This window comes from Paenibacillus aceti (assembly GCF_003614185.1).
Lineage (GTDB): Bacteria > Bacillota > Bacilli > Paenibacillales > Paenibacillaceae > Fontibacillus > Fontibacillus aceti.
In genome coordinates this window covers 4,208,417-4,228,944 of the sequence record NZ_KZ987724.1, presented here as the reverse complement: position 1 = coordinate 4,228,944, position 20,528 = coordinate 4,208,417, and the positions used below count along the sequence as shown (strand labels likewise).

18 protein-coding genes are annotated in these 20,528 nt (G+C 50.1%); all 18 read left to right on the top strand.

The annotated features are described in order from the left end of the window. The first annotated feature begins 74 nt into the window (after window positions 1–74). The 18 genes from BFJ94_RS18935 (at window position 75) to yycI (ending at window position 20,522) form a co-directional block, all read left to right on the top strand. Window positions 75–1,046, top strand: a complete 972-nt coding sequence (locus tag BFJ94_RS18935) for an ABC transporter permease (protein WP_120464053.1) — start codon at window positions 75–77, stop codon at window positions 1,044–1,046. Then, window positions 1,043–2,023: an ABC transporter permease gene (locus BFJ94_RS18930; protein WP_120464052.1), complete on the top strand. Its 981-nt coding sequence runs from the start codon at window positions 1,043–1,045 to the stop codon at window positions 2,021–2,023. Before BFJ94_RS18935 ends, BFJ94_RS18930 begins: the two co-directional genes overlap by 4 nt. Continuing rightward, a complete protein-coding gene (locus BFJ94_RS18925; RefSeq protein WP_120464051.1) occupies window positions 1,990–3,009 on the top strand; it encodes an ABC transporter ATP-binding protein in 1,020 nt (339 codons plus the stop codon). The genes BFJ94_RS18930 and BFJ94_RS18925 overlap by 34 nt, the downstream gene beginning before the upstream one ends. 4 nt (window positions 3,010–3,013) lie before the next feature. After that, a complete protein-coding gene (locus tag BFJ94_RS18920) occupies window positions 3,014–4,009 on the top strand; it encodes an ABC transporter ATP-binding protein (RefSeq protein WP_120464050.1) in 996 nt (331 codons plus the stop codon). A gap of 317 nt (window positions 4,010–4,326) precedes the next feature. Next, window positions 4,327–5,409, top strand: a complete 1,083-nt coding sequence (locus tag BFJ94_RS18915) for an LCP family protein (protein ID WP_120464049.1) — start codon at window positions 4,327–4,329, stop codon at window positions 5,407–5,409. Window positions 5,410–5,614: 205 nt separating this feature from the next. Then, entirely contained in the window at window positions 5,615–6,043 is a 429-nt protein-coding gene (locus BFJ94_RS18910) for a CBS domain-containing protein (RefSeq protein WP_120464048.1), read from the top strand. 102 nt (window positions 6,044–6,145) lie between these two features. Continuing rightward, the gene (locus BFJ94_RS18905) at window positions 6,146–6,448 is read left to right on the top strand and encodes a MazG-like family protein (protein WP_188831475.1); all 303 of its coding nucleotides are present in this window, start codon (window positions 6,146–6,148) and stop codon (window positions 6,446–6,448) included. A 7-nt stretch (window positions 6,449–6,455) separates the two neighbouring features. Beyond that, on the top strand, window positions 6,456–7,382 hold the full coding sequence (locus tag BFJ94_RS18900) for a DUF2232 domain-containing protein (protein WP_120464047.1): 927 nt from the start codon (window positions 6,456–6,458) through the stop codon (window positions 7,380–7,382). 11 nt (window positions 7,383–7,393) lie between these two features. Then, a complete protein-coding gene (locus BFJ94_RS18895; protein WP_120464046.1) occupies window positions 7,394–9,373 on the top strand; it encodes a DHH family phosphoesterase in 1,980 nt (659 codons plus the stop codon). Beyond that, window positions 9,370–9,813 (top strand): 50S ribosomal protein L9, encoded by a 444-nt coding sequence (gene rplI / locus BFJ94_RS18890; protein ID WP_120464045.1) that lies wholly within the window; start codon window positions 9,370–9,372, stop codon window positions 9,811–9,813. Before BFJ94_RS18895 ends, rplI begins: the two co-directional genes overlap by 4 nt. 1 nt (window position 9,814) lies before the next feature. After that, window positions 9,815–11,179: a replicative DNA helicase gene (gene dnaB, locus BFJ94_RS18885; RefSeq protein WP_120464044.1), complete on the top strand. Its 1,365-nt coding sequence runs from the start codon at window positions 9,815–9,817 to the stop codon at window positions 11,177–11,179. Between the two features lie 213 nt (window positions 11,180–11,392). Beyond that, window positions 11,393–12,679: an adenylosuccinate synthase gene (locus tag BFJ94_RS18880; protein ID WP_120464043.1), complete on the top strand. Its 1,287-nt coding sequence runs from the start codon at window positions 11,393–11,395 to the stop codon at window positions 12,677–12,679. A 433-nt stretch (window positions 12,680–13,112) separates the two neighbouring features. Beyond that, entirely contained in the window at window positions 13,113–13,889 is a 777-nt protein-coding gene (locus tag BFJ94_RS18875; protein WP_120464042.1) for a hypothetical protein, read from the top strand. A gap of 238 nt (window positions 13,890–14,127) precedes the next feature. Further along, entirely contained in the window at window positions 14,128–15,687 is a 1,560-nt protein-coding gene (locus BFJ94_RS18870) for a peptidoglycan DD-metalloendopeptidase family protein (RefSeq protein ID WP_120464041.1), read from the top strand. Window positions 15,688–15,906: 219 nt separating this feature from the next. Next, complete coding sequence (gene yycF, locus BFJ94_RS18865; protein WP_120464040.1) at window positions 15,907–16,620, top strand: response regulator YycF; 714 nt, start codon at window positions 15,907–15,909, stop codon at window positions 16,618–16,620. Beyond that, a complete protein-coding gene (walK, locus tag BFJ94_RS18860) occupies window positions 16,621–18,444 on the top strand; it encodes a cell wall metabolism sensor histidine kinase WalK (protein ID WP_120464039.1) in 1,824 nt (607 codons plus the stop codon). Continuing rightward, a complete protein-coding gene (locus BFJ94_RS18855) occupies window positions 18,441–19,733 on the top strand; it encodes a YycH family regulatory protein (protein WP_120464038.1) in 1,293 nt (430 codons plus the stop codon). Before walK ends, BFJ94_RS18855 begins: the two co-directional genes overlap by 4 nt. A 39-nt stretch (window positions 19,734–19,772) precedes the next feature. Next, window positions 19,773–20,522 carry a two-component system regulatory protein YycI gene (gene yycI, locus BFJ94_RS18850; protein ID WP_120464037.1) on the top strand — a complete coding sequence of 250 codons (750 nt, stop codon included), beginning with the start codon at window positions 19,773–19,775 and terminating at the stop codon, window positions 20,520–20,522. The last annotated feature ends 6 nt before the right edge of the window (window positions 20,523–20,528 follow it).

Sequence of the window (20,528 nt, the reverse complement as noted above, 5' to 3'; positions counted from 1 at the left end):
CCAATCTCCTTCCTCTATTTCCATACTTGGGAGTGACGAAGATGGGTAACCTCTAAAACTTGAGGAGGAAAGACATGACAGAGTATTTGGTTCGGCGTTTACTTCAATCTGTCCTAGTATTGTTTCTGATTACATTAGTCGCCTTCGGTCTGATCCATGCAGCACCAGGCGGTCCGACGCAGATTATGCTATCCCCGGGTCTATCTCCGGAAGCTCTTAAAGTACAAGCTCATAACCTTGGGCTTGACCAGCCATTACATATTCAATATATCCGTTGGCTGGGTGACATGCTGAAGGGGGATCTTGGCTATACCTTTAAGAATAACCTTCCAGTAGGTGATATTCTCTGGCCAACGGTAGGCAATACGCTGGTACTCATGGCGGTTGCTTGGCTACTCTCCTTGATTATCGCAATCCCTTGGGGGATCTATAATAGTACCTCGGCATATGGAATCTCCGATCAGGTGGCATCTTTTGTGTCCTATGTCGGATTTGCTATGCCGGCGTTCTGGTTCGGGATTCTATTACAGGAGCTATTTGCGCTTAAGCTGAATTTACTGCCTTTATCCGATATGTGGACCATGGGGGAGGAAGGCAACATCGGCAATTTGATCCTGCATTTACTCATGCCTGTAACGGTTCTTTCTTTGGGCTTCCTTGCTTCCTATGTGAAATATTCACGTTCAAGCATGCTTGAAGTGCTGGATCAGGACTATATTCGTACAGCTCGTGCGAAGGGGGTTCCGGAGCGGAAGGTGGTATTTCGTCATGCCCTGCGCAATGCGCTAATTCCGATTATAACGGTTCTCGGTTTGGATCTGCCAATTCTTGTTGGCGGAGCGACTTTAACAGAGCGGGTATTTAACTGGCCAGGGATGGGGCGTTTATTTATTGAGATGGCTCTGGCGCGGGAATATTCAGTGTTAATGGCCATCACTATAGTAACCGCTGTCATGGTCATTATTGGGAATCTTGTTGCTGATATTCTATACGCGATTGTTGATCCCCGTGTACAGCTGGGACGTAAGGGGGGGAGAGCGGCATGACAGAGCTTAATTTGGATCCATCTCTCGGTACTCCTGAGCTGGGTTCGGGAGAAGCTACCAAGGCTGCAGACGCTCCATCAAGTGCATGGCGTCTATTCTGGAGCAAATTCTCTCGTAACCGATTTGCTGTTATCGGATTGATCGTGCTTGGCTTCTTTATTTTAGTCGCTTTATTTGCCCGTCTGATTGCTCCACATGATCCAACTTATATCGATTATATGTTCGCTAATTTACCAGCAGGATCTGAAGGGCATCTTCTAGGGACAGATGAACTGGGCCGAGACATTTTCTCCAGGCTTGTTTATAGTAGTCAAACTTCGTTGATGGTTGGATTTTCTGTAGCTGTAGCTGCTGTCTGTATTGGATCCATACTCGGGGCCATTTCAGGGTATTTTGGCGGTATTATCGATACGATCTTTATGCGTATCATCGATGTGATGTACTCGCTTCCGACTTTATTTATTAACATACTGGTGCTAGCTATATTCGGATCGAAGTTTGTTTATATGATCTTGATTCTTTCCTTGACCAGCTGGATGGGTGTAGCACGGCTTGTACGCGGCGTATTCCTGCAGTTGCGTGAAATGCAATATGTTGAAGCAGCTAAAGCGATTGGTGTCTCCAACTGGGGGATTATTTTCCGTCATCTGCTACGCAATGCAAGCTTTCCGATTATCGTTAACGCAACATTGATGGTAGGCGGCGCCATCTTGGCTGAATCAGCTCTTTCGTTCCTTGGATTAGGAATCCAAGCTCCTATGACAAGCTGGGGGATTATGCTCAGCAATGCTCAGGAGTTTATGCTGGTTGATCCTATGCAGGCGGTTTACCCTGGTTTATGTATTCTGATTGTGGTATTGGCAGTGAACTTTATCGGCGACGGGATTCGTGATGCCATGGACCCTAGACATAAAGTTATGATATCCCGGAGGAGGCTGGACAAATGGCGGGAAGAATACTACAAATCCGAGATTTAACAACCGGCTTTGTAACTGAGAAGGGAATTGTCAAAGCGACCGACAAGGTATCGCTACAGTTAGAGAAGGGGCAAACCTTATGTCTGGTTGGTGAGTCAGGTAGCGGTAAGAGTGTGACGGCGCTGTCGATTATGCGATTGATTGATTATGCCGGAGGCATGGTATTAGAAGGAAGCATTGAGTTCCATGGCAAGGATTTGGCTCAGATAGGTCAGGATGAGCTGCGTAAAATTCGCGGCGATAAAATAGCGATGATCTTCCAAGACCCAATGTCCGCCTTGAACCCTGTATTCACCATTGGAGATCAGATTGCAGAGAGTCTTAGACTTCACCGCGGATTAAGCGATAGTGCAGCCTGGAAGGAAGCGGTGGAGCTGTTAAGGCTGGTCGGCATACCAGACCCCGCTCTTAGGGCTAAGCAGTACTCGCATGAGCTGTCAGGAGGTATGTGTCAGCGGGTCGTGATCGCGATCGCTCTGGCTTGCAGACCGGACTTGCTAATTGCCGATGAGCCGACAACTGCGCTCGATGTAACGGTTCAAGCACAAATTCTGGACCTTCTGCGGAACTTAAAAGACGAGCTGGGGATGTCGATTATTCTCATTACCCATGACATGGGTGTGGCTGCGGAGATGGCTGACCGGATCGCGGTTATGTATGCGGGAGTGATCGTAGAAGAAGGTACCGTTCAGGAGATCTTTAATAACCCGTCTCATCCGTACACCGTTGGATTGCTTCAATCGATCCCGGGATTGGATGGGGACCGCGGCAAAGAGTTATTTACAATTCAAGGGAGTATTCCGGGATTAGGGCAGATTCCAACCGGCTGCCGTTTTCATCCGCGTTGCCCCCATGCTATGGATATATGCCGAAGCCAAGAGCCGAGCGATTATTGGATTACGCAGGATCATCGCGCAGCATGCTGGCTGTTCGAAGATAACAAGGTGAACAAATCTAATCAGCGTAAGGTAAAAGGAGGGGTATAGATAGATGAGTATTGTCACGAAAGAGACCCCGGCCAAAGATTTGGTGGAAATCAAGAATCTCAAGAAATATTTTCCGATCCGTAAAGGCATATTAAATCGTACTGTAGGACATGTGAAGGCGGTAGATGGTGTCTCGCTGACGATCAAGCAAGGGGAGACCTTCGGCTTGGTGGGTGAATCTGGCTGTGGAAAATCCACGCTGGGCCGGGTGATTCTCCAGCTTCAGCATGCCACGGGCGGCGAACTCCACTTCGATGGACAGGATTTACTGACAATGAATTCTAGAGAGCTTAGAGCTTTGCGTGAGGAAATGCAGATTATATTCCAAGATCCGTTTGGATCGCTTAATCCGCGCTTCCACGTCCGTAATATTATCGGTGAGCCTTTGCGTATTCATCGCGGTATGTCCAGTAACGAGATCGATCGAGAGGTCGTACGGTTAATGGAGCTCGTAGGTCTTGACGCTTCAAGACGAAATCGGTATCCGCATGAATTCTCCGGCGGTCAACGGCAGCGGATCGGTATTGCCCGGGCAATTGCCCTGAATCCCAAGTTTATCGTAGCGGATGAAGCTGTATCAGCTTTGGACGTGTCTGTGCAGTCCCAGGTTATTAATCTGCTGATGAGGCTGCAGAAGGATTTGGGCCTGACTTATCTATTTATCGCTCACGGTCTGAATGTAGTTCGACATATTTCGGATCGGGTTGGTGTGATGTATCTCGGTAAATTGGTCGAGGTCGGGGAGACAGAGAGCTTATTCGCAAAGCCGCTGCATCCATACACCGCCGCGCTTCTCTCTGCAATTCCGAAGCCGAGAATTAGTGATCGCCGGGAACGGATCGTGCTACAGGGAGATGTCCCTTCGCCAGCGAATCCGCCTTCCGGGTGCCGTTTTCATACCCGCTGTCCCTTCGCCCAGAGCAAATGCTCTGAAGTAGAGCCTCAATTAACTGAGGTTGTTCCCGGACGGCAGGTAGCTTGCCATTATCCACTGGGATAATGAAGCGAAGCCAGTTTCATAGTTAGACAACATAAAATTTATGGAAAAGAGATAAGGCCTACTCTATTAATAGAGCAAGGCCTTTGCTATTATTATGCAGATTGTAAGCTCAGTGTAATAAGCGAAGTTGTATCCAAATTCCAAAATATGATATATTACGAGACGATAGAATATTTTTTTGCTTTAAAAGAGGAACGTGTCTTTTTTGTAGCTTTTTTCGCTAGATATCCGTTTACAATAATAAGGATTAGGGTGCGCAGTAATTAAGAAGAGATCATGAGCGGTCTAATTTAACTTTTTTAAATCTGGAGGCAAAGATGCTAGAACGAAAACAACATTTAAAAAATAAAGCCAAATCATCCAAGGCCAAGTCCAAAAAGCGTAATCTAGGTAAACGGGCGCTGATTGCACTGGCGGTGCTTCTAGTCGTTGGGGTAGGAGGATATATCTTCAGGAAAGAGCTGACGGTCGTGGCCTTCGATCTGTTCCTGTCGGGCCAGGTGGAGAAGAAGCTGGAGAAATCCTACGCTCCGGTCGAGGAGGAGAAGGAGCCTCAACAGGTGTCAGTCGAGGAGAAGTTCAAGCCGTTCAGCATGCTGCTTCTGGGCGTGGACCAGCGGGATAATGAACCGGCTCGTTCGGATACGATGATCTATGCGGTCGTCCGTCCAGAGGAATCCCGGGTGCTGCTCGTCTCGATCCCTCGGGATACTTATACCGAGATTGTAGGTAAAGGCAGTGAGGATAAAATCAACCATGCTTATGCCTTCGGCGGAGCGAAAATGGCCAAAGACACCGTTACAGGACTGCTAGATCATCCCGTGGATTATTATGCCGCGATCAATTTCCATGGACTGCGTGATGTGGTTGACGCTTTAGGCGGAGTTGAACTGCCGATTACGAAGGATATCGTCAATAAGCAGAAGTATCACGAGAAGTTCACAATCAAGGCGAATAAACCGATTTATAGCGGGGAAGAGGCCTTGAATTATGTAAGATACCGCGAGGATAGTGACTTCAACCGGACAGGGCGGCATCAAATCTTCCTGAATGCGATTGTGAATCGGATGATGAAGCTGGACCAGGTCTCGAAGATTCCTGATTTAATGGATCTGATGGGCGAGAATTTCAAGACCGATATGATGCCGAGCCAGATTATCGATCTGTCCAAGCAAGTCATGTTAGGCGATTCGCCGACGATCAAAGGGTTCACGATCATGGGCGAGGGCTTCCGCAAGAATGGCGTTTATTATGATGCTGTAAATAAAGAGGATCTTGAGTTCGCCAAGCAAATGATCGACAGTTGGGCGGACCCAGATACGAAGCCGGAGCAATTGCTCTTACCGGAGTCCCGTAATGAATCTGAATCTGAAGCGGATAATTCTGCAGCAGCGCAATAATAAGCACATTTCAGCATCACAGTAATCATATCTATTCTTATAAGCAACTTTATATTTCGGCAGTCCGGTTCCCGGCTGCCGATTTGTCGCGATGGAGAGCCCATTGAAATAATCGGAGCGAAGATTGTATTAATACGTATTGCTAATGCTTATAATCATCCCTAAACTGGGGAGTATGAAGAGAATAGAGGAGGATTTCACTCGTATGAATATCGCGTTTTTTCTATTGCCGAAGAATGATGTAGCTGCGGTGAGAGTAGATTCAACGCTAAGGCAGACATTGGAGCGGATGGAATATCACAGGTATACGGCGGTTCCAATTATCGGTCACAATGGAGAATATGTCGGAACGGTCACGGAGGGCGATCTGCTCTGGTATATGAAAAATTCGGACGGCAAGGTTAATTTTGAGAACGCTTCAAAATTCTATCTGGAGGATGTGCCGCTGCGGATGGATAATAAGCCTGTCTCGATTGATGCCGATATGGAGGATTTAATTAATCTGGCCAAGGTGCAAAATTTTGTCCCTGTCGTTGATGATATGGGGCGATTCATCGGTATTGTTCGCCGCAGCCAGATCATAGAATATTGCGAGAAATTCGTCACCAGAGATGATTCTGTAGTCAATAAATAAATCACATGGCACCTCTTATACGGTTTGCAACGATAGGCCTAATTGCATTATGCTATAATGAAGAGTACAAGTTTTTTGGGGGAAGGGTGGAGGCTGTCTGCCATGCACAAGGAAATGGATGTGGCCAAACGCGCCAAGGTGATTGAATGGCTCAAAACGGAAGTAGTCGATCACGTATCCCGTTTATTCAAGGCATTGTGGGAAGGCAGCACGACACGGATAACGGATAGCCTGGCTAGCTTGGTCGTCAGCAGTTATGTACTGGGACGCAGGCTGGGGATTTCTTATCGGGATTTAGATGATTCGATTTTGGAGAAGTTAAAGAAGCATCAACAAGACGGACATCAGCTCGAGGATTGGTATCAGGATATTTCTACACTTGAAGATCATATGCGTAAGAGGTGAACCTATTTTGAAACTGCGCTGGACATCGGTCGCTTGGAGCGTTGTTTATTTACTGCTCCTATTATCATTAGCTACTCCACTTGCTGTGGTTACGGTATTTTTTCTCTTGGTTCCGACCGTTCTGCTCTATTCCATTTTATCGAGGCGGTCGTTCCTGCTGCATATCGTACCGGCATGGATTCTGGCGGCTCTTCTGTGCGGACCGATCATTCTATTGCAGGCCCTGTATTTTATCGTTCCATCGATCGTGATGGGAGAGTTATATAAGAAGCGGGCACCTGCTTTCCGAACAGTAATGATGGGAGCAGGCACGATATTGGTAGAATTTCTGCTGGTGCTGCTAATTAGTACGGTCATGTTTAATTTTAATTTGTCATGGGCTATTGAAGATATGATTAATACAGCGATGGACCCGTTCAGGAATATGGCGGATAGCTCGCTGGGTAGCAGTATCGTATGGTCGCAGGAGATGATTCAGCAATTCTCCAGTTTAACCGTACGCTTGCTTCCGTTTACACTGATTGTTTGCTCGCTCGCTATTTCGGCTGTAACTCAGGCGATTTCACGCCCGACGCTCGGCAGCATGGGGCTGATCGTTCCAAAAATGCCGGCATTCCGAAATTGGCGGTTGCCGCGCTCTCTGATTTGGTATTATTTAATCGCTCTATTGCTTGAATTATTGGGCGGCGCAGCGATCAGACAAGGATTTCTGGGCACGATTATACTTAATTTAATACCATTATTACAGTTCTTATTTATGATTCAGGCGGCTAGCCTCTTCTTTTTCATAGCTTATCAACGTAAGTGGAATCCAGTATTCCCCGTCCTGCTCGTCATTGTTATGGTATTCATACCGCTGCTGCCACTATGGCTTATCGGGATCGCGGACATTGCTTTTCCACTGCGTGACATGATTACGAAATCAAAACGATAGGGTGAAAAGGAATGCCTAATCTTCTGCAAAAACGTTGGTATGGGTATCAGACGGTATGGGTATTTATGCTCGAGCTGCTGCTCGTCATATTTATCTCTTATTACAACTGGATTCTCGGTCTGGTCAGCCTTTGCCTGGTTGGTGCATTAGCTTATACGATGCTCCAAGCGGAGCGGCGCTTCCGCAAGGAGCTAGTGAAATATGTGACGGATCTGACTTATCGGATCAAGCGGGTAGAAGGCGAAGCGGTGAGTCGCTTGCCGTTTGGCCTTCTGCTCTATGGCGAGGATCGCACAGTCGAATGGCATAACCGCTTCGTGAATGGAATGTTCGGGCGGGATAGCGTCGTCGGGGCGTCTCTAACGGAGCTATTGCCCCCGCTGCCACAGCTTACGCATGATAAGAAGGATCATCATGGTAAATCGCTGGTCGAGGTGGTCGTAAATGAGCGGCATTATGAGCTGACCATCGATGCCGATGAGCGGCTCATCTATATTCATGACATGACCGAGCTGGCTGGGCTGCGCGAGCGCTACGAGAATGAGAAGGTCGCGCTTGGCATCGTGATGCTGGATAATCTCGATGAAGCTACGCAGGGCATGGATGATCAGCAGCGAGCGGCTCTGATCGCTCGCGTAGCGACTGCGATCACCGATTGGGCGAAGCATTATCGCCTCTATCTGCGCAGACTGTCCTCCGAGCGTTATCTGATGGTCATGAATCAGAAATCGCTGAACCAGCTCGAACAGAGCCGGTTCGTGATTCTGGACGAGGTCCGCGAGATGACTGCGGACCTGAAGGTGCCGATGACGCTGAGCATCGGCCTGGCCTTCGGCACCGAGAGCCTGAGTGAACTGGGCGAATTAGCCCAGTCCAGTCTGGATATGGCTCTCGGCCGGGGCGGTGACCAAGCCGCTGTGAAGGCGGGTCAACGCATGTCCTTCTACGGCGGCAAGACCGGCGCCGTAGAGAAGCGGACGCGGGTCCGCGCACGGGTGATCGCGCATGCGCTGCGCGATCTGATGCAGGAGAGCGACCGCGTCATTATTATGGGCCATCGCGTCCCTGACTTTGACGTGATCGGCGCCTCGATCGGCGTGCTGAAGGCCGCCGATATGTTCAATGTCGAGTCCCATATCGTCCTCGACGGCCCGAACCCGGGCATCAAGCGCCTTCTTGACCGGATTCAGCAGGATGAATCCTTGGTGAGGCGCTTCGCTACGCCAGAGCAGGCGTTGAGCATGATGACGCCGAACACCTTGCTCGTGCTGGTGGATACGCATAAGCCGTCCTTGACCATCGAGCCAAGGCTTGTGCATACCGCGAAGCGGGTCGTCGTCGTGGATCACCATCGCCGCGGCGAAGAATTTATTAATGATGCGGTATTGGTATATCTGGAGCCGTATGCTTCCTCGGCCTCTGAGCTAGTGACAGAGCTGCTACAGTATATCCATGAGAAGGTAGAGCTCAGTCAACTGGAGGCTACAGCTTTACTGGCCGGGATTACTGTCGATACGAAGCATTTTGCGCTTCATACCGGCTCCCGTACATTTGAGGCCGCGGCCTTCCTGCGCCGCATGGGCGCAGATACAGTCATGGTACAGCGGCTGTTGAAGGAGGATCTGCAGGAATATATCGCCAAGGCGGATATTATCAAGCATGCGCAGATCATCTATGGTCATGTCGCTCTGGCTGTGACCGAGCCTAACCGCAAAATACCGCAGATGCTGATTGCCCAAGTAGCGGATACGCTGCTGAATATGACCAATGTGCTCGCCTCCTTTGTCATTAGCGAGCGCCCGGATGGTCTGATAGGAATCAGCGCCCGTTCACTCGGGAGTATGAATGTCCAGGTCGTCATGGAGCGGCTTGGCGGCGGCGGTCATTTAACGAACGCCGCAGCACAGTTAGAGGGTACCCAGGCCGATGCAGAGAAGAGGCTGCTTGAGGTACTGGAGCAAATAGATCAGGAAGAGGGGTTATTCGAATGAAGGTTATATTCTTGAAGGATGTTAAGGGCCAAGGCAAAAAAGGGGAAATCAAGGAAGTCTCAGAAGGCTACGCAACGAATTTTCTAATCCCGCGCGGACTCGTTCGTCCCGCGACGGAAGGTAATGTGAAAACACTGGAGCACCAGACAGCGGCTGAGCAGAAGCGCAAGGAGCAGGAGAAGCAAGAGGCGATCACGCTTGGTAAGAAGCTGGAGGAAATGACCGTAGAGCTGAAGGCGAAGGCTGGCGAAGGCGGTCGGTTGTTCGGCGCTATAACGAGCAAGCAGGTAGCCGAAGCGATGGGCAAGGCTGGCGTGAAGATAGACAAGCGTAAGATTGAGCTGGATGAGCCGATCCGCAACCTTGGTGTAACCCAGGTTAGTGTGAAGCTTCATCCTGAGGTAAAGGCAACATTTAAGGTTCATGTAACGGAGGAATAAAATGAGCAGCACAGATCTGTTTTACGACCGGATCCCCCCGCAAAATCTGGAGGCAGAACAGGCCGTGCTCGGAGCGATACTGCTTCAGTCCGAAGCGTTAATTACCGCCATGGAGCGGGTGAGGACCGAGGATTTCTATGATAAGCCCCATCAATTGATCTATGAGGCGATGGTACAGCTGGGCGAGGAAGGTCAGCCGATCGACCTGGTCACGCTGACCTCACGCCTGCAGGACCGGGGTGAACTCGAGGATACCGGCGGTGTGAGCTATTTAGCGAAGCTTGCTCATGCCGTTCCTACAGCCGCGAATGTGGAATATTATGCACGGATTATTGAAGAGAAGTCGATGCTCCGGCGCCTGATCCGGACGGCAACTCAGATCGTGAGCGAGGGATATACCGGCGGTGAGGATGTCTCAGCGCTATTAAGCGATGCCGAGCGGCGTATTCTGGAAATATCAAACCGCCGTTCAGGCAGTGGCTTCATTGCCATCCGCGATGTATTGATGGAAGTATTCGACCGTGTAGAGGTACTGCATCAGAATAAAGGGACGACGACAGGAATTCCTTCCGGCTTCGTCGATCTGGATAAGATGACCTCCGGCTTCCAGCGCAACGATCTCATTATCGTGGCGGCTCGTCCTTCTGTCGGGAAGACGGCCTTCGCCCTGAACATCGCCCAGAACGTGGCGGTACGGGCCAAGGAGACCGTGGCTATATTCAGTCTGGAAATGTCGGCCCCTCAGCTGGTTCAGCGGATGATCTGCGCTGAAGCCAATCTTGATGCGGGCGTGATGCGGACCGGAGATTTCAAGAGCGATGAAGATTGGTCCAAGCTGACGATGGGGATTGCAGCCCTGTCTGAGGCCGAGATTTATATCGATGATACCCCGGGGGTCACGGTAGCGGATATACGCTCCAAATGCCGCCGTTTGAAGAAAGAGAAGGGGCTTGGTATGATCGTGATCGATTATCTCCAGCTCATTCATGGGCGGGGCAAGCCCGGCGAGAATCGCCAGCAGGAGGTCTCGGAAATTTCCCGTACGCTGAAGCAGATTGCCCGGGAGCTAGAGGTTCCGGTCATCGCTCTGTCTCAGCTAAGCCGGGGTGTGGAGCAGCGTCAGGACAAGCGTCCGATGATGTCTGACCTTCGGGAATCGGGTTCCATCGAGCAGGATGCCGATATCGTTGCCTTCTTATACCGTGATGATTACTACAATCAGGAGACGGAGAAGAAGAATATTATCGAGATCATTATCGCGAAGCAGCGGAATGGCCCTGTCGGTACGGTAGAGCTTGTGTTCTTGAAGAACTTCAATAAATTTGCAAATTATGAACGTGCCCATTCGGATGCGTTTGCCGGATAAATAGGTTAATTCAGGGTATAATAATATATGAATAGTGAACATCTTCCATAATCCCGAACAATCATACGGACATCCGTTTGATTGTTCGTTTTTTATTTGACTTTGAAAAATGAGGCTGGTAAACTTGTATTGCTGCTCAGGAGCAGCGCTATTTGTGGTTGTATGATCAATATGAATAACAGGTGCGCTTACGCACCAGGCGGGGGAATGTACATGTCAACGGTAGTCGTTGTAGGGACCCAATGGGGGGACGAAGGCAAGGGAAAAATCACGGATTATCTAGCGGAAAGCGCTGATGTGGTGGCCCGCTATCAAGGGGGTAACAATGCCGGTCATACGATTCTGATTGACGGCAAGAAGTACAAACTCAGCCTGATTCCGTCAGGGGTCTTCTATGAAGATAAGAAATGTGTGATCGGTAACGGGATGGTCGTGAACCCGGCCGCCTTGCTGGAAGAGATCAATTATATCCATGACAATGGCTTCAGCACGAAGAATCTGGTGATCAGTGACCGTGCTCATGTCATTATGCCATATCATATGCTGCTCGATGCGCTTGAAGAGGATCGCAAGGGACCGAATAAGATCGGTACGACCCGCAAAGGGATCGGCCCGGCTTATATGGATAAGGCAGCGCGGAACGGAATTCGTATCGCTGACTTGATGGACGCAGAGGAATTCGAATTGAAGCTTCGTCATTTGATGAAGGAGAAGAATCAAGTCATTCAGCAGGTCTACGGTGCGGAGCCGCTTGATGTAGAAGAAGTATTGAAGCAGTATCTGGAATATGCCGAGGTAATTCGCCCATATGTGACGGATACTTCTGTAGTGCTTAATGATGCGATTGATGCTGACAAGAAAGTCTTGTTCGAGGGCGCTCAAGGTGTAATGCTCGATATCGACCAAGGTACCTATCCGTTCGTAACGTCCTCTAATCCGTCTGCTGGCGGGGTATGTATCGGGTCGGGCGTCGGTCCTTCGCGGATTAACCAGGTAATTGGGGTTGCCAAATCCTATACGACCCGTGTAGGGGATGGACCGTTCCCGACAGAGTTAAATGATGAGATCGGCGATACGATCCGTGAGACGGGTCATGAATACGGTACGGTCACGGGCCGTCCGCGTCGTGTCGGCTGGTTCGATAGTGTAGTCGTGCGCCATGCTCGCCGCGTCAGCGGGCTGACAGGCCTGTCATTGAACTCGATCGACGTATTGACGGGACTGGAGACGGTCAAGATCTGCACCGGCTACAAGTACCGTGGAGAGGTTATTACGCATTATCCAGCCAGTCTGAAGATGCTGGCGGAATGCGAAGCGGTCTATGAGGAGCTTCCAGGCTGGTCGGAGGATATTTCCGGGGCGAAGAAGCTGGAGGATCTGCCGGAGAACGCCCGCAACTATGTGCAGCGCGTCTCTGAGCTGACCGGGGTTCCAATCGCGATCTTCTCCGTGGGCCGTAATCGTAGTCAGACGAATCAAGTATTGCCGATTTACGAATAGGCGAGCGCGATACAAGGGTACTTTTATAGCCGCTTCAAGGGGGGGATTAGTCCTCTCTTGGAGCGGCTTTTTGGCATGGTCCTGTGTGCCGTGGCGGCCGCTTCTAACGAAACTGGATATCGCTATTTACGCCCAAAAGGCCGATTAAAAATCGTAACGAAACAGGGCATCGCTATATAGCGGATTTAGCTACTTTGTGCCCGTTTTTAGCGCCAATAACGATCTGTAATTTCGTTAGATTTGATTTACTCATGTTTTGGCGAGAATAGAGATATGGAGTTTCCTTAGACTTCATGCGCCATGTCCCTGAGACGATCGTCAGGATTTAATGTTGAATCCTAGCGGTTGAATTCTCCATCTGCCGTCCATACTGATGATAGAATGCCGAGAACAGAAGAATAGGGCGGTAGGTAGGCTAGAAGGAGGAAAGAGAATGAAGTGGATGTGGCGGCTATTCAAGTTATCTATTACAGCTATTGTCATAAGCTTGCTGACGGTGATGACGACAGGCTATGTCGTCAATTCGTATGTTCAGTCATTGCTGAGCAGCTATAATATACCGATGGCCAATGAAGCTCCGACTTTGGGCGGTATGGTCAAAGGAATGCTTGGGTTCGGAAGTAAGGGAGATAGCAAGGGTGGTAGTAATATAAGCAATAAGAAGGAGGTTGCCCAGGATTCGCTAGCTGATCTCCATAGAAGCACGGTAGGGGGGGATTCTGACCCGAAAAAGTCCTCCGGTACTAGTAATGGCGGAGAAGCGGTGGGCGGCTTAGAGACGGGCTCTGGTGGTGGCTCTGATTCGCATGCAGGGGCATCCGACGGCGGCGGGACTACCGGAGGTGATCAAGCTGGAGCTGACAAGCCAGCGGGGGCGGATCAGGATCAGACGGATCAGCCGCCGGAAGATTCGGTAGCTGCGATGGGAGGTATATCCTCTCAAGCGGAGCAGAATGCCGCAGGACAGCAGGGCAATGTGCTGGTTACGCCGGAGGACCTGATTGCGAAGAAGGATGAAATTCCAGATCAGGAGAAGGAGGAAGTGTTCAAGATCTTAATGACGAGACTTCCTCAGGAAGAGATGCAGAAGTTGACCGAGTCGATGGAAGATGGGTTAACGGAGAAGGAATTGATAGAGATCGAGCAAATTTTGTCCAAATACTTGGATAAGACGGAATATACGAAAATGATGAATATATTAAAAAAATAGCTTATTTATGGATTTTTTGGCCGGGGATCTCGACAATGTTAGCACAATTGTAAATTATATATTAAACATGCCAATTATATGAAAAACACTGAAAACCCGCATTGTATGTGGGGTTTCGGTGTTTTTGGCGCGAGTTGAAATCCCTTACCTGGCTATGATAAAGTATTAAATAGTTGTAAATGGTTAAAATTTTGATACTATTTGATGTCGTATATAGTCGATTGAAAAGGAGATCAATATGAGAGGTTTCAGGGGAAAACGGTGGCAACTATGGCGCGGGAAGCAAGAAGGTGCGTCCATAGATCATAGTCGCCCGGAAAGCGATCAAGAGATGTCCGAGCACCAAGAGGCCAATCCTGATGCAGGCCGTCGCCGCAGCAAGACCCGCATTATTGCTATTAGTGCGGTTGCGACTATCGCGCTTGCGGGTACGGTTTATTTTGCAGGTCAACAATATGTTGAGGCGAATATGGTGCCTTATTACCGGGTGTATGTGAATGGGCAAGAAATTGGGACCATTGCCGATGAAGGACAATTACAAGCTCTATATAAGCAAAAAGAGCAGGAATATAACGAGAAATATCCTCAAGTGGAGATGGCGCTACATACAGAGGGCATCACTACAGTGATGGAGAAGTCGTATAAGGCCGAGGTGAATACCGAGCAGACGCTGCAGGAGCTGGACGGCATGCTGAAGGGCTATGCCAAAGGCGTAGAACTCAGAGTCGATGGCAAATTGATCGGGATTGTGAAGGATCAGGCGGCAGCGGATCAGGTGCTAAGTACGCTTCAGAACAAGTTCGCCCCACAGGCGCCGGCCGCACAGGGCTATGCTGCCAAAGTGAAGAAGACGGGCGGTATTCAGCAGAAGACGGCGGAGGCTTCTGGCTCATCTGGATCTACGCTTGAATCGGTGAAGATCAAGGAGAATGTGGCCAGGTTTGCGACGAAGACAGACCCGAACAAGGTCTTGGATGCAAATGAAGCGGTCGAGCGGATTTTGCAGGGCGACGAGGCAGCGATTACCTACGAGGTTCGCGAGGGAGATACCATCTCATCGATCGCCAAGAAATTCGCGATTACTCAGCATGAGCTGAAGGTGAATAATCCGGGAATTAAGGAATTCACCCTGCAGATCGGCGAGGTTCTGAGCATTAAGGCTGTGCAGCCATCTCTTACGGTTCGTACGGTAGAACGGGTGTCCGAGGAGATTGTAACCGAGCCGCAGATCGAGGTTCGCAAGAGTGATAATATGCGTTCCGGCGAGTCGAAGGTAATCTCGGAAGGCAGCAGCGGTCTCAAGACCGTGGAATATCGGATTACGAAAGAGAATGGCGAGGTCATTGCCGAGGAATGGCTGGGTCAGGAAGTGACGAAGAAGGCGTCGCCGAAGATTATTGTGAAGGGCACGAAGATCGTTCTCGGCGAGGGGTCGGGGGATTTTGCCTGGCCGGTATCGGGAGCCCGTCTGACGAGCAGCTTCGGGAAGCGTTGGGGAAGAACGCATAAAGGGGTTGACCTGGTATCCTCCAACAAGACGATTAAGGCTGCGGATGATGGCGTGATCAGCTTCGCTGGAAAGAAATCGGGATACGGCAATTGTATTATTGTTGATCATAAGAATGGATATAAGACGTTGTATGGTCATTTGAGCAAGATCAGCGTCAAGAAGGGCGAGGTTGTCGAGAAGGGCACGAAGATCGGTGTCATGGGCAATACAGGGCGCTCGACAGGAACGCATCTTCATTTTGAGATCCATAAGAATGGCAATCTGCAGAATCCTCTGAAATATTTATAATAACGCAATGATATTTAATTCATATAATAGCTTTGACTCTAGGGCCTGGTCGATGTTGGACTGGGTCTTTTTATATGAGATCACATAGTTTGGTCTGTGTGTATATGCGGGTTATCTCCGGACTTGGTGAGCAATTACGGATAGGTTATGAAGAGGATTGCTTGATATGGTAAGATAGTAAGAGATTGGTCAAGCCTGAAGGTGTGGGGTGAGTATAGTATGCAAGGGAAGATTCTCGTAGTTGATGACGAGCAGCCAATTGCAGATATTCTGAAATTTAATTTGGAAAAAGAGGGATATGAGGTTATTCTTGCCTTCGATGGTATTGCGGCTGTAGAGCTTGCCTTCTCGGAGCAACCCGATCTGATTCTGCTTGACTTGATGCTGCCCGGCAAGGACGGGATGGACGTATGCAAGGAGGTTCGGGCCAAGCTGCAGACACCGATCATCATGCTGACTGCCAAAGATGGCGAGATCGATAAGGTGCTGGGGCTTGAGTTGGGTGCGGACGATTATGTGACTAAGCCCTTCAGTACGCGCGAGCTGCTGGCCCGGGTGAAGGTGCAGATGCGCAGGCAGCAGAAGCCGGCCCAGCTTGAGGAGCCGGAGGAACGTCAGGGAATCAGCTTGTTCGAGCTGTTTATAGATACGAATATGTATACCGTTTATAAGAATGGAGAGCCGCTTGATCTGACGCATCGGGAGTTCGAGCTTCTCTATTATCTGGTCAGGAATACAGGCAAGGTAATGACCCGGGAGCATCTGCTACAAGCGGTCTGGGGATATGAATACTTCGGAGATGTGCGGACGGTGGATGTGACGATTCGCCGTTTGCGGGAGAAGATCGAGCAGGATCCAAGCAAGCCGGAATACATATTGACGCGGCGCGGACTTGGGTATATGATGCGCAGCTCCAAGGTGGGTGGTTTTTAGATGCGGTTGCCCGCTTTCTTTCGTACGCTCCAAGTGAAGCTGATCATTATTTACGTGCTGTTGATCCTGATTGCCATGCAGTTGATCGGGGTTTATTTTGTGAGCGCGATGAAGACTTCGCTTACCAGCAATTTTACGAAGGAATTGCAGGAGCGGGCGGAGCTGCTCTCGGTGCTGGCGGCACAGAATTTGGGCGTGGTCGGAGAATCGGCGGAAGAGTCGATGGACAATTTGCGCGTGCTCGTCAACAATCTGTTCACGATTAACGGAGCCGAGATTCAAGTGCTGGATGCCAGCGGCAAGGTACTGACGACCTCTAAGCCATCTCATGCCGATTATGTCGGCACGAAGAATACGCAGACGGTGGTCAGCCGCGCGCTGCAGGGCATTCGTGATAACGAGGAGTACATTATCGACGACGATAATATCCGTAAGAAAGTCGTTGCCAAGCCGGTCCTTAGTGACGGGAAGATCGTTGGGGCTATCTATATCGCTGCCTCGATGAGTGAGCTCTATGCAACGATGGAGCGGATTAACAATATATTCATATCCGGAATCCTGCTGGCGCTAGGCCTGACGGCGGTGCTGGGCGTAATTCTGGCCCATACGATCACTTCGCCGATCAAGGAGCTGACGCGGCGGGCAACGGCCGTAGCGGAGGGACAGTTCTATCAGAAGATGCCGGAATTCGGCAGCGATGAGATCGGTCAGCTCAGCAAGGCATTTAATTATATGACGAGCAGGCTGCGGGAAGCGCTGGCTCAGAACGAAGAGGAGAAGGAGAAGCTCGCTTCGATTCTGACCAATATGAGCGATGGCGTGATCGCGACGGATGAGAATAATAGAGTCATTCTGATGAACAAGCGAGCCAGTGAAATGCTTAAGGTCGAGGAAGAACGGGTCGGCAATATGGACATTATGGAGCTGCTTCATCTTACGGAGGAGGAGCAGTTTATTCTGTCTCAGGGGACGATGCATTCTACCCTGCTGGAGAACGAAACGCCGGAGGGTGATGAGTTCATGATCCGGGTGACGTTCACGCCGATTCATCGCCGTGAGATCGGCATCGTCGGAACCATCGCTGTGCTGCAGGATGTGACGGAGCAGGAGAAACTGGAGGCGTCACGCCGGGAATTCGTGGCTAATGTGTCTCATGAATTGCGGACGCCGCTGACTACGATCAAGAGCTATACCGAGGCGCTGGAGGATGGAGCGATGCAGGACGCAGAGCTCGGTCCGAAGTTCGCATCGGTGATTCAGAATCAGACGGAGCGAATGATCCGGCTCGTCACGGATCTGCTGCATTTATCGCGGCTGGATTCGAAGGAGTCTGAGCTTCGTAAGCGTCCGACTCAAGTGGTGGATATGCTGGAGGAGGTTACGGATCGGTTCTCCTTCCAGATGCAGGAGAAGGGGATTAAACCTAGCTTATCGATTGGCGATGGGGTGGGCATGATCTGGATTGACCGCGATCAGATCGACCAGGTGCTGGACAATCTGATCTCGAATGCACTTAAGTATACGCCGGAGGGCGGGACGATTTCCCTGGAGGCCAGAAATGCCGACGACGGAATGCTCGCTATCTCGGTAGAGGATAACGGGATGGGTATTCCGAAGAAGGATCAGGAGCGAATCTTTGAACGGTTCTACCGGGTAGATAAGGCTCGTTCGAGGAATATGGGCGGTACGGGGCTTGGCTTATCCATTGCCCGGGAAATTGTGAAGGCGCATGGTGGCTCGATCTGGCTGCAATCGGAAGTGGGCAAGGGCACGAAGGTAATCTTCACACTGCCGCAGCAGGAACAAGGGGGCAGGATGACATGAAGGAAAAAATAAAATCGATAACCCTTGTTCTATTAGTCGTCTGCAGCTTGGTGCAAAGTTATTTCCTGATCTATCGCCTGCCGGGCAGTAATCCGGTGGTGAAGACGGCGAATGAATATATCAAGACGGAGAATATGGGTACCGAGCTGGAAGCGGATGAGCTGCTGTATCCTTCGCAGATTACGGTGCATTTGGGGGACAACCGCCATACGGTCTTTTACCCGGAATCGACGTTCTATAATTTGATCTATTCGCGGCTGAAGGGTCGGCAATTTGACGGCTTTCAGCGCTATCCCGTAAACAACATCAATTGGTCGGAGATCCGCAGTGAGCAGATCGGTCTTGAACTGGAATTCGGCAAGGGAATGCCGGTAGAGCTGCTGCAGAAGGTGATGCAAATTACCAAGGACCCGTTATTCGAAGGGGAGAGCATTAGCCGACTCTTGATCTACAGCACGGATACCGAGGAGCAGGTGAGAGTCTTCTTCTTCAGTTCTCGGGGGGATGTCGTCTATGAAGCCACTAAGGCCGATTTGAGGATGCAGTATGTGAAGCAACAGGCTGATTTCGGCAAGGATTGGATTTCTTATACACTGGAGAAGGGGTATTATATCCCTGAGCAATCTATAGAAATGGTCGAGACAACGCTGCGTACGGGGTTGTTCTCTACAGAGCAGATGCAGAGCATATTCTTTGATCCGAGCATCACCCGCTATATTCGTGAGAAGGATGGCTCGGAGATATATACTGATGGCAGGCGCAGTCTCCAGGTTCGTCAGAGCCGTAACTGGATCAATTATACGGATCCTGTGGCGGCGGCCGTGACGGGCGAGAGTAGTCCGGGTCGGAATGCGCTGTCTGCTGTTGATTTTGTGAATCAGCATGGCGGCTGGAACGGAAAATATCGATTAGATCAGAGTGAGGGGCCTAATGCCGAATCGCAGACTGTGATGTTCCAGCAATATTATGGCTCGGGGCAGTATGGGGCTTTTCCGATCATCGATCAATCGACCTTCCATTATGGGGTGATCTCTCTTGAATTGCGTCAGGGGACGATTACCGGGTATGAACGATCATTAATCTATTCGCTAGGAGAGAAGGCGGATAAGCAGGTCATTAAGCTGGCCGGCGGAGATGAGCTTCGCCGGAAGATTGAATTGTTAAGCCATGAATCCGTCATCAAGCGACTGTATCCGGCTTACCTTCCTACGCTTGGCGAGAATGGGCTTAAGCTGACTCCGATGTGGGTGGCTGAGCTGCAGAACGGAGCGACACGGATTTTGCCTTGATTCGGTTTGACAATACGAGTATGGAAAGGAGGCTGGAGGATGGATTGGAGCCGCGCGAAGAATGTGTTAATCTATGCTTTTTTGCTGCTGAATCTGGTACTTGGCTATCAGCTATGGAATGATCTACAGGAGCAGGCGGATTCCAATCTGGACTTCACCTCGCTAGAGAGTAATATTCAGAAGGCGATGGATGAGAAGGGGATCAAGGTACTGGCCAAAATTCCCGGAGATACGCCGGCATTACCGAAGATCTCTTATCGCTTCGTGAACGGGGATTACCATGACCGGATGGTCGAGCTTGAAGCCCCTATCGACAGCAAGCTGATCTTTACGAGCAAGGAGCTTGTGAACGCACTTAAGGCAAGTATCCCGGATATCGGGCAATATAGATATGATGAAGCGGCCAGCCGGGCGGGAGAGTTCATCCTCCATCCTCTAGTGGATGGCAAATGGCCGTTGTTTAAGATTAATCTGACGCTCTATTACAGTGAGCAGAAGATCATTTCCTATCGGCAGCCGAGGATTGAGATTAGTGACACGGGGGATGAGAAGGCGCAGCGAGTGCTGTCCGCCTCCAAGGCGCTCGGCAATCTGATCGAGAATTTCCTGCCGGATGGCTCGGTCGTCACAGAGATCGAACTCGGTTATTACGGAGAGGTGTTCAATTCGGATGCACATCTGCCTGCGGCGCCAGCCTGGAGATTCATCCTGGAGAGCGGTAAGGAGTATTACGTGCAGGGAATCAGCGGGGATGTCATCAGTCCGAATACAGAGAAAGTGAAGGAGTAATGGGGA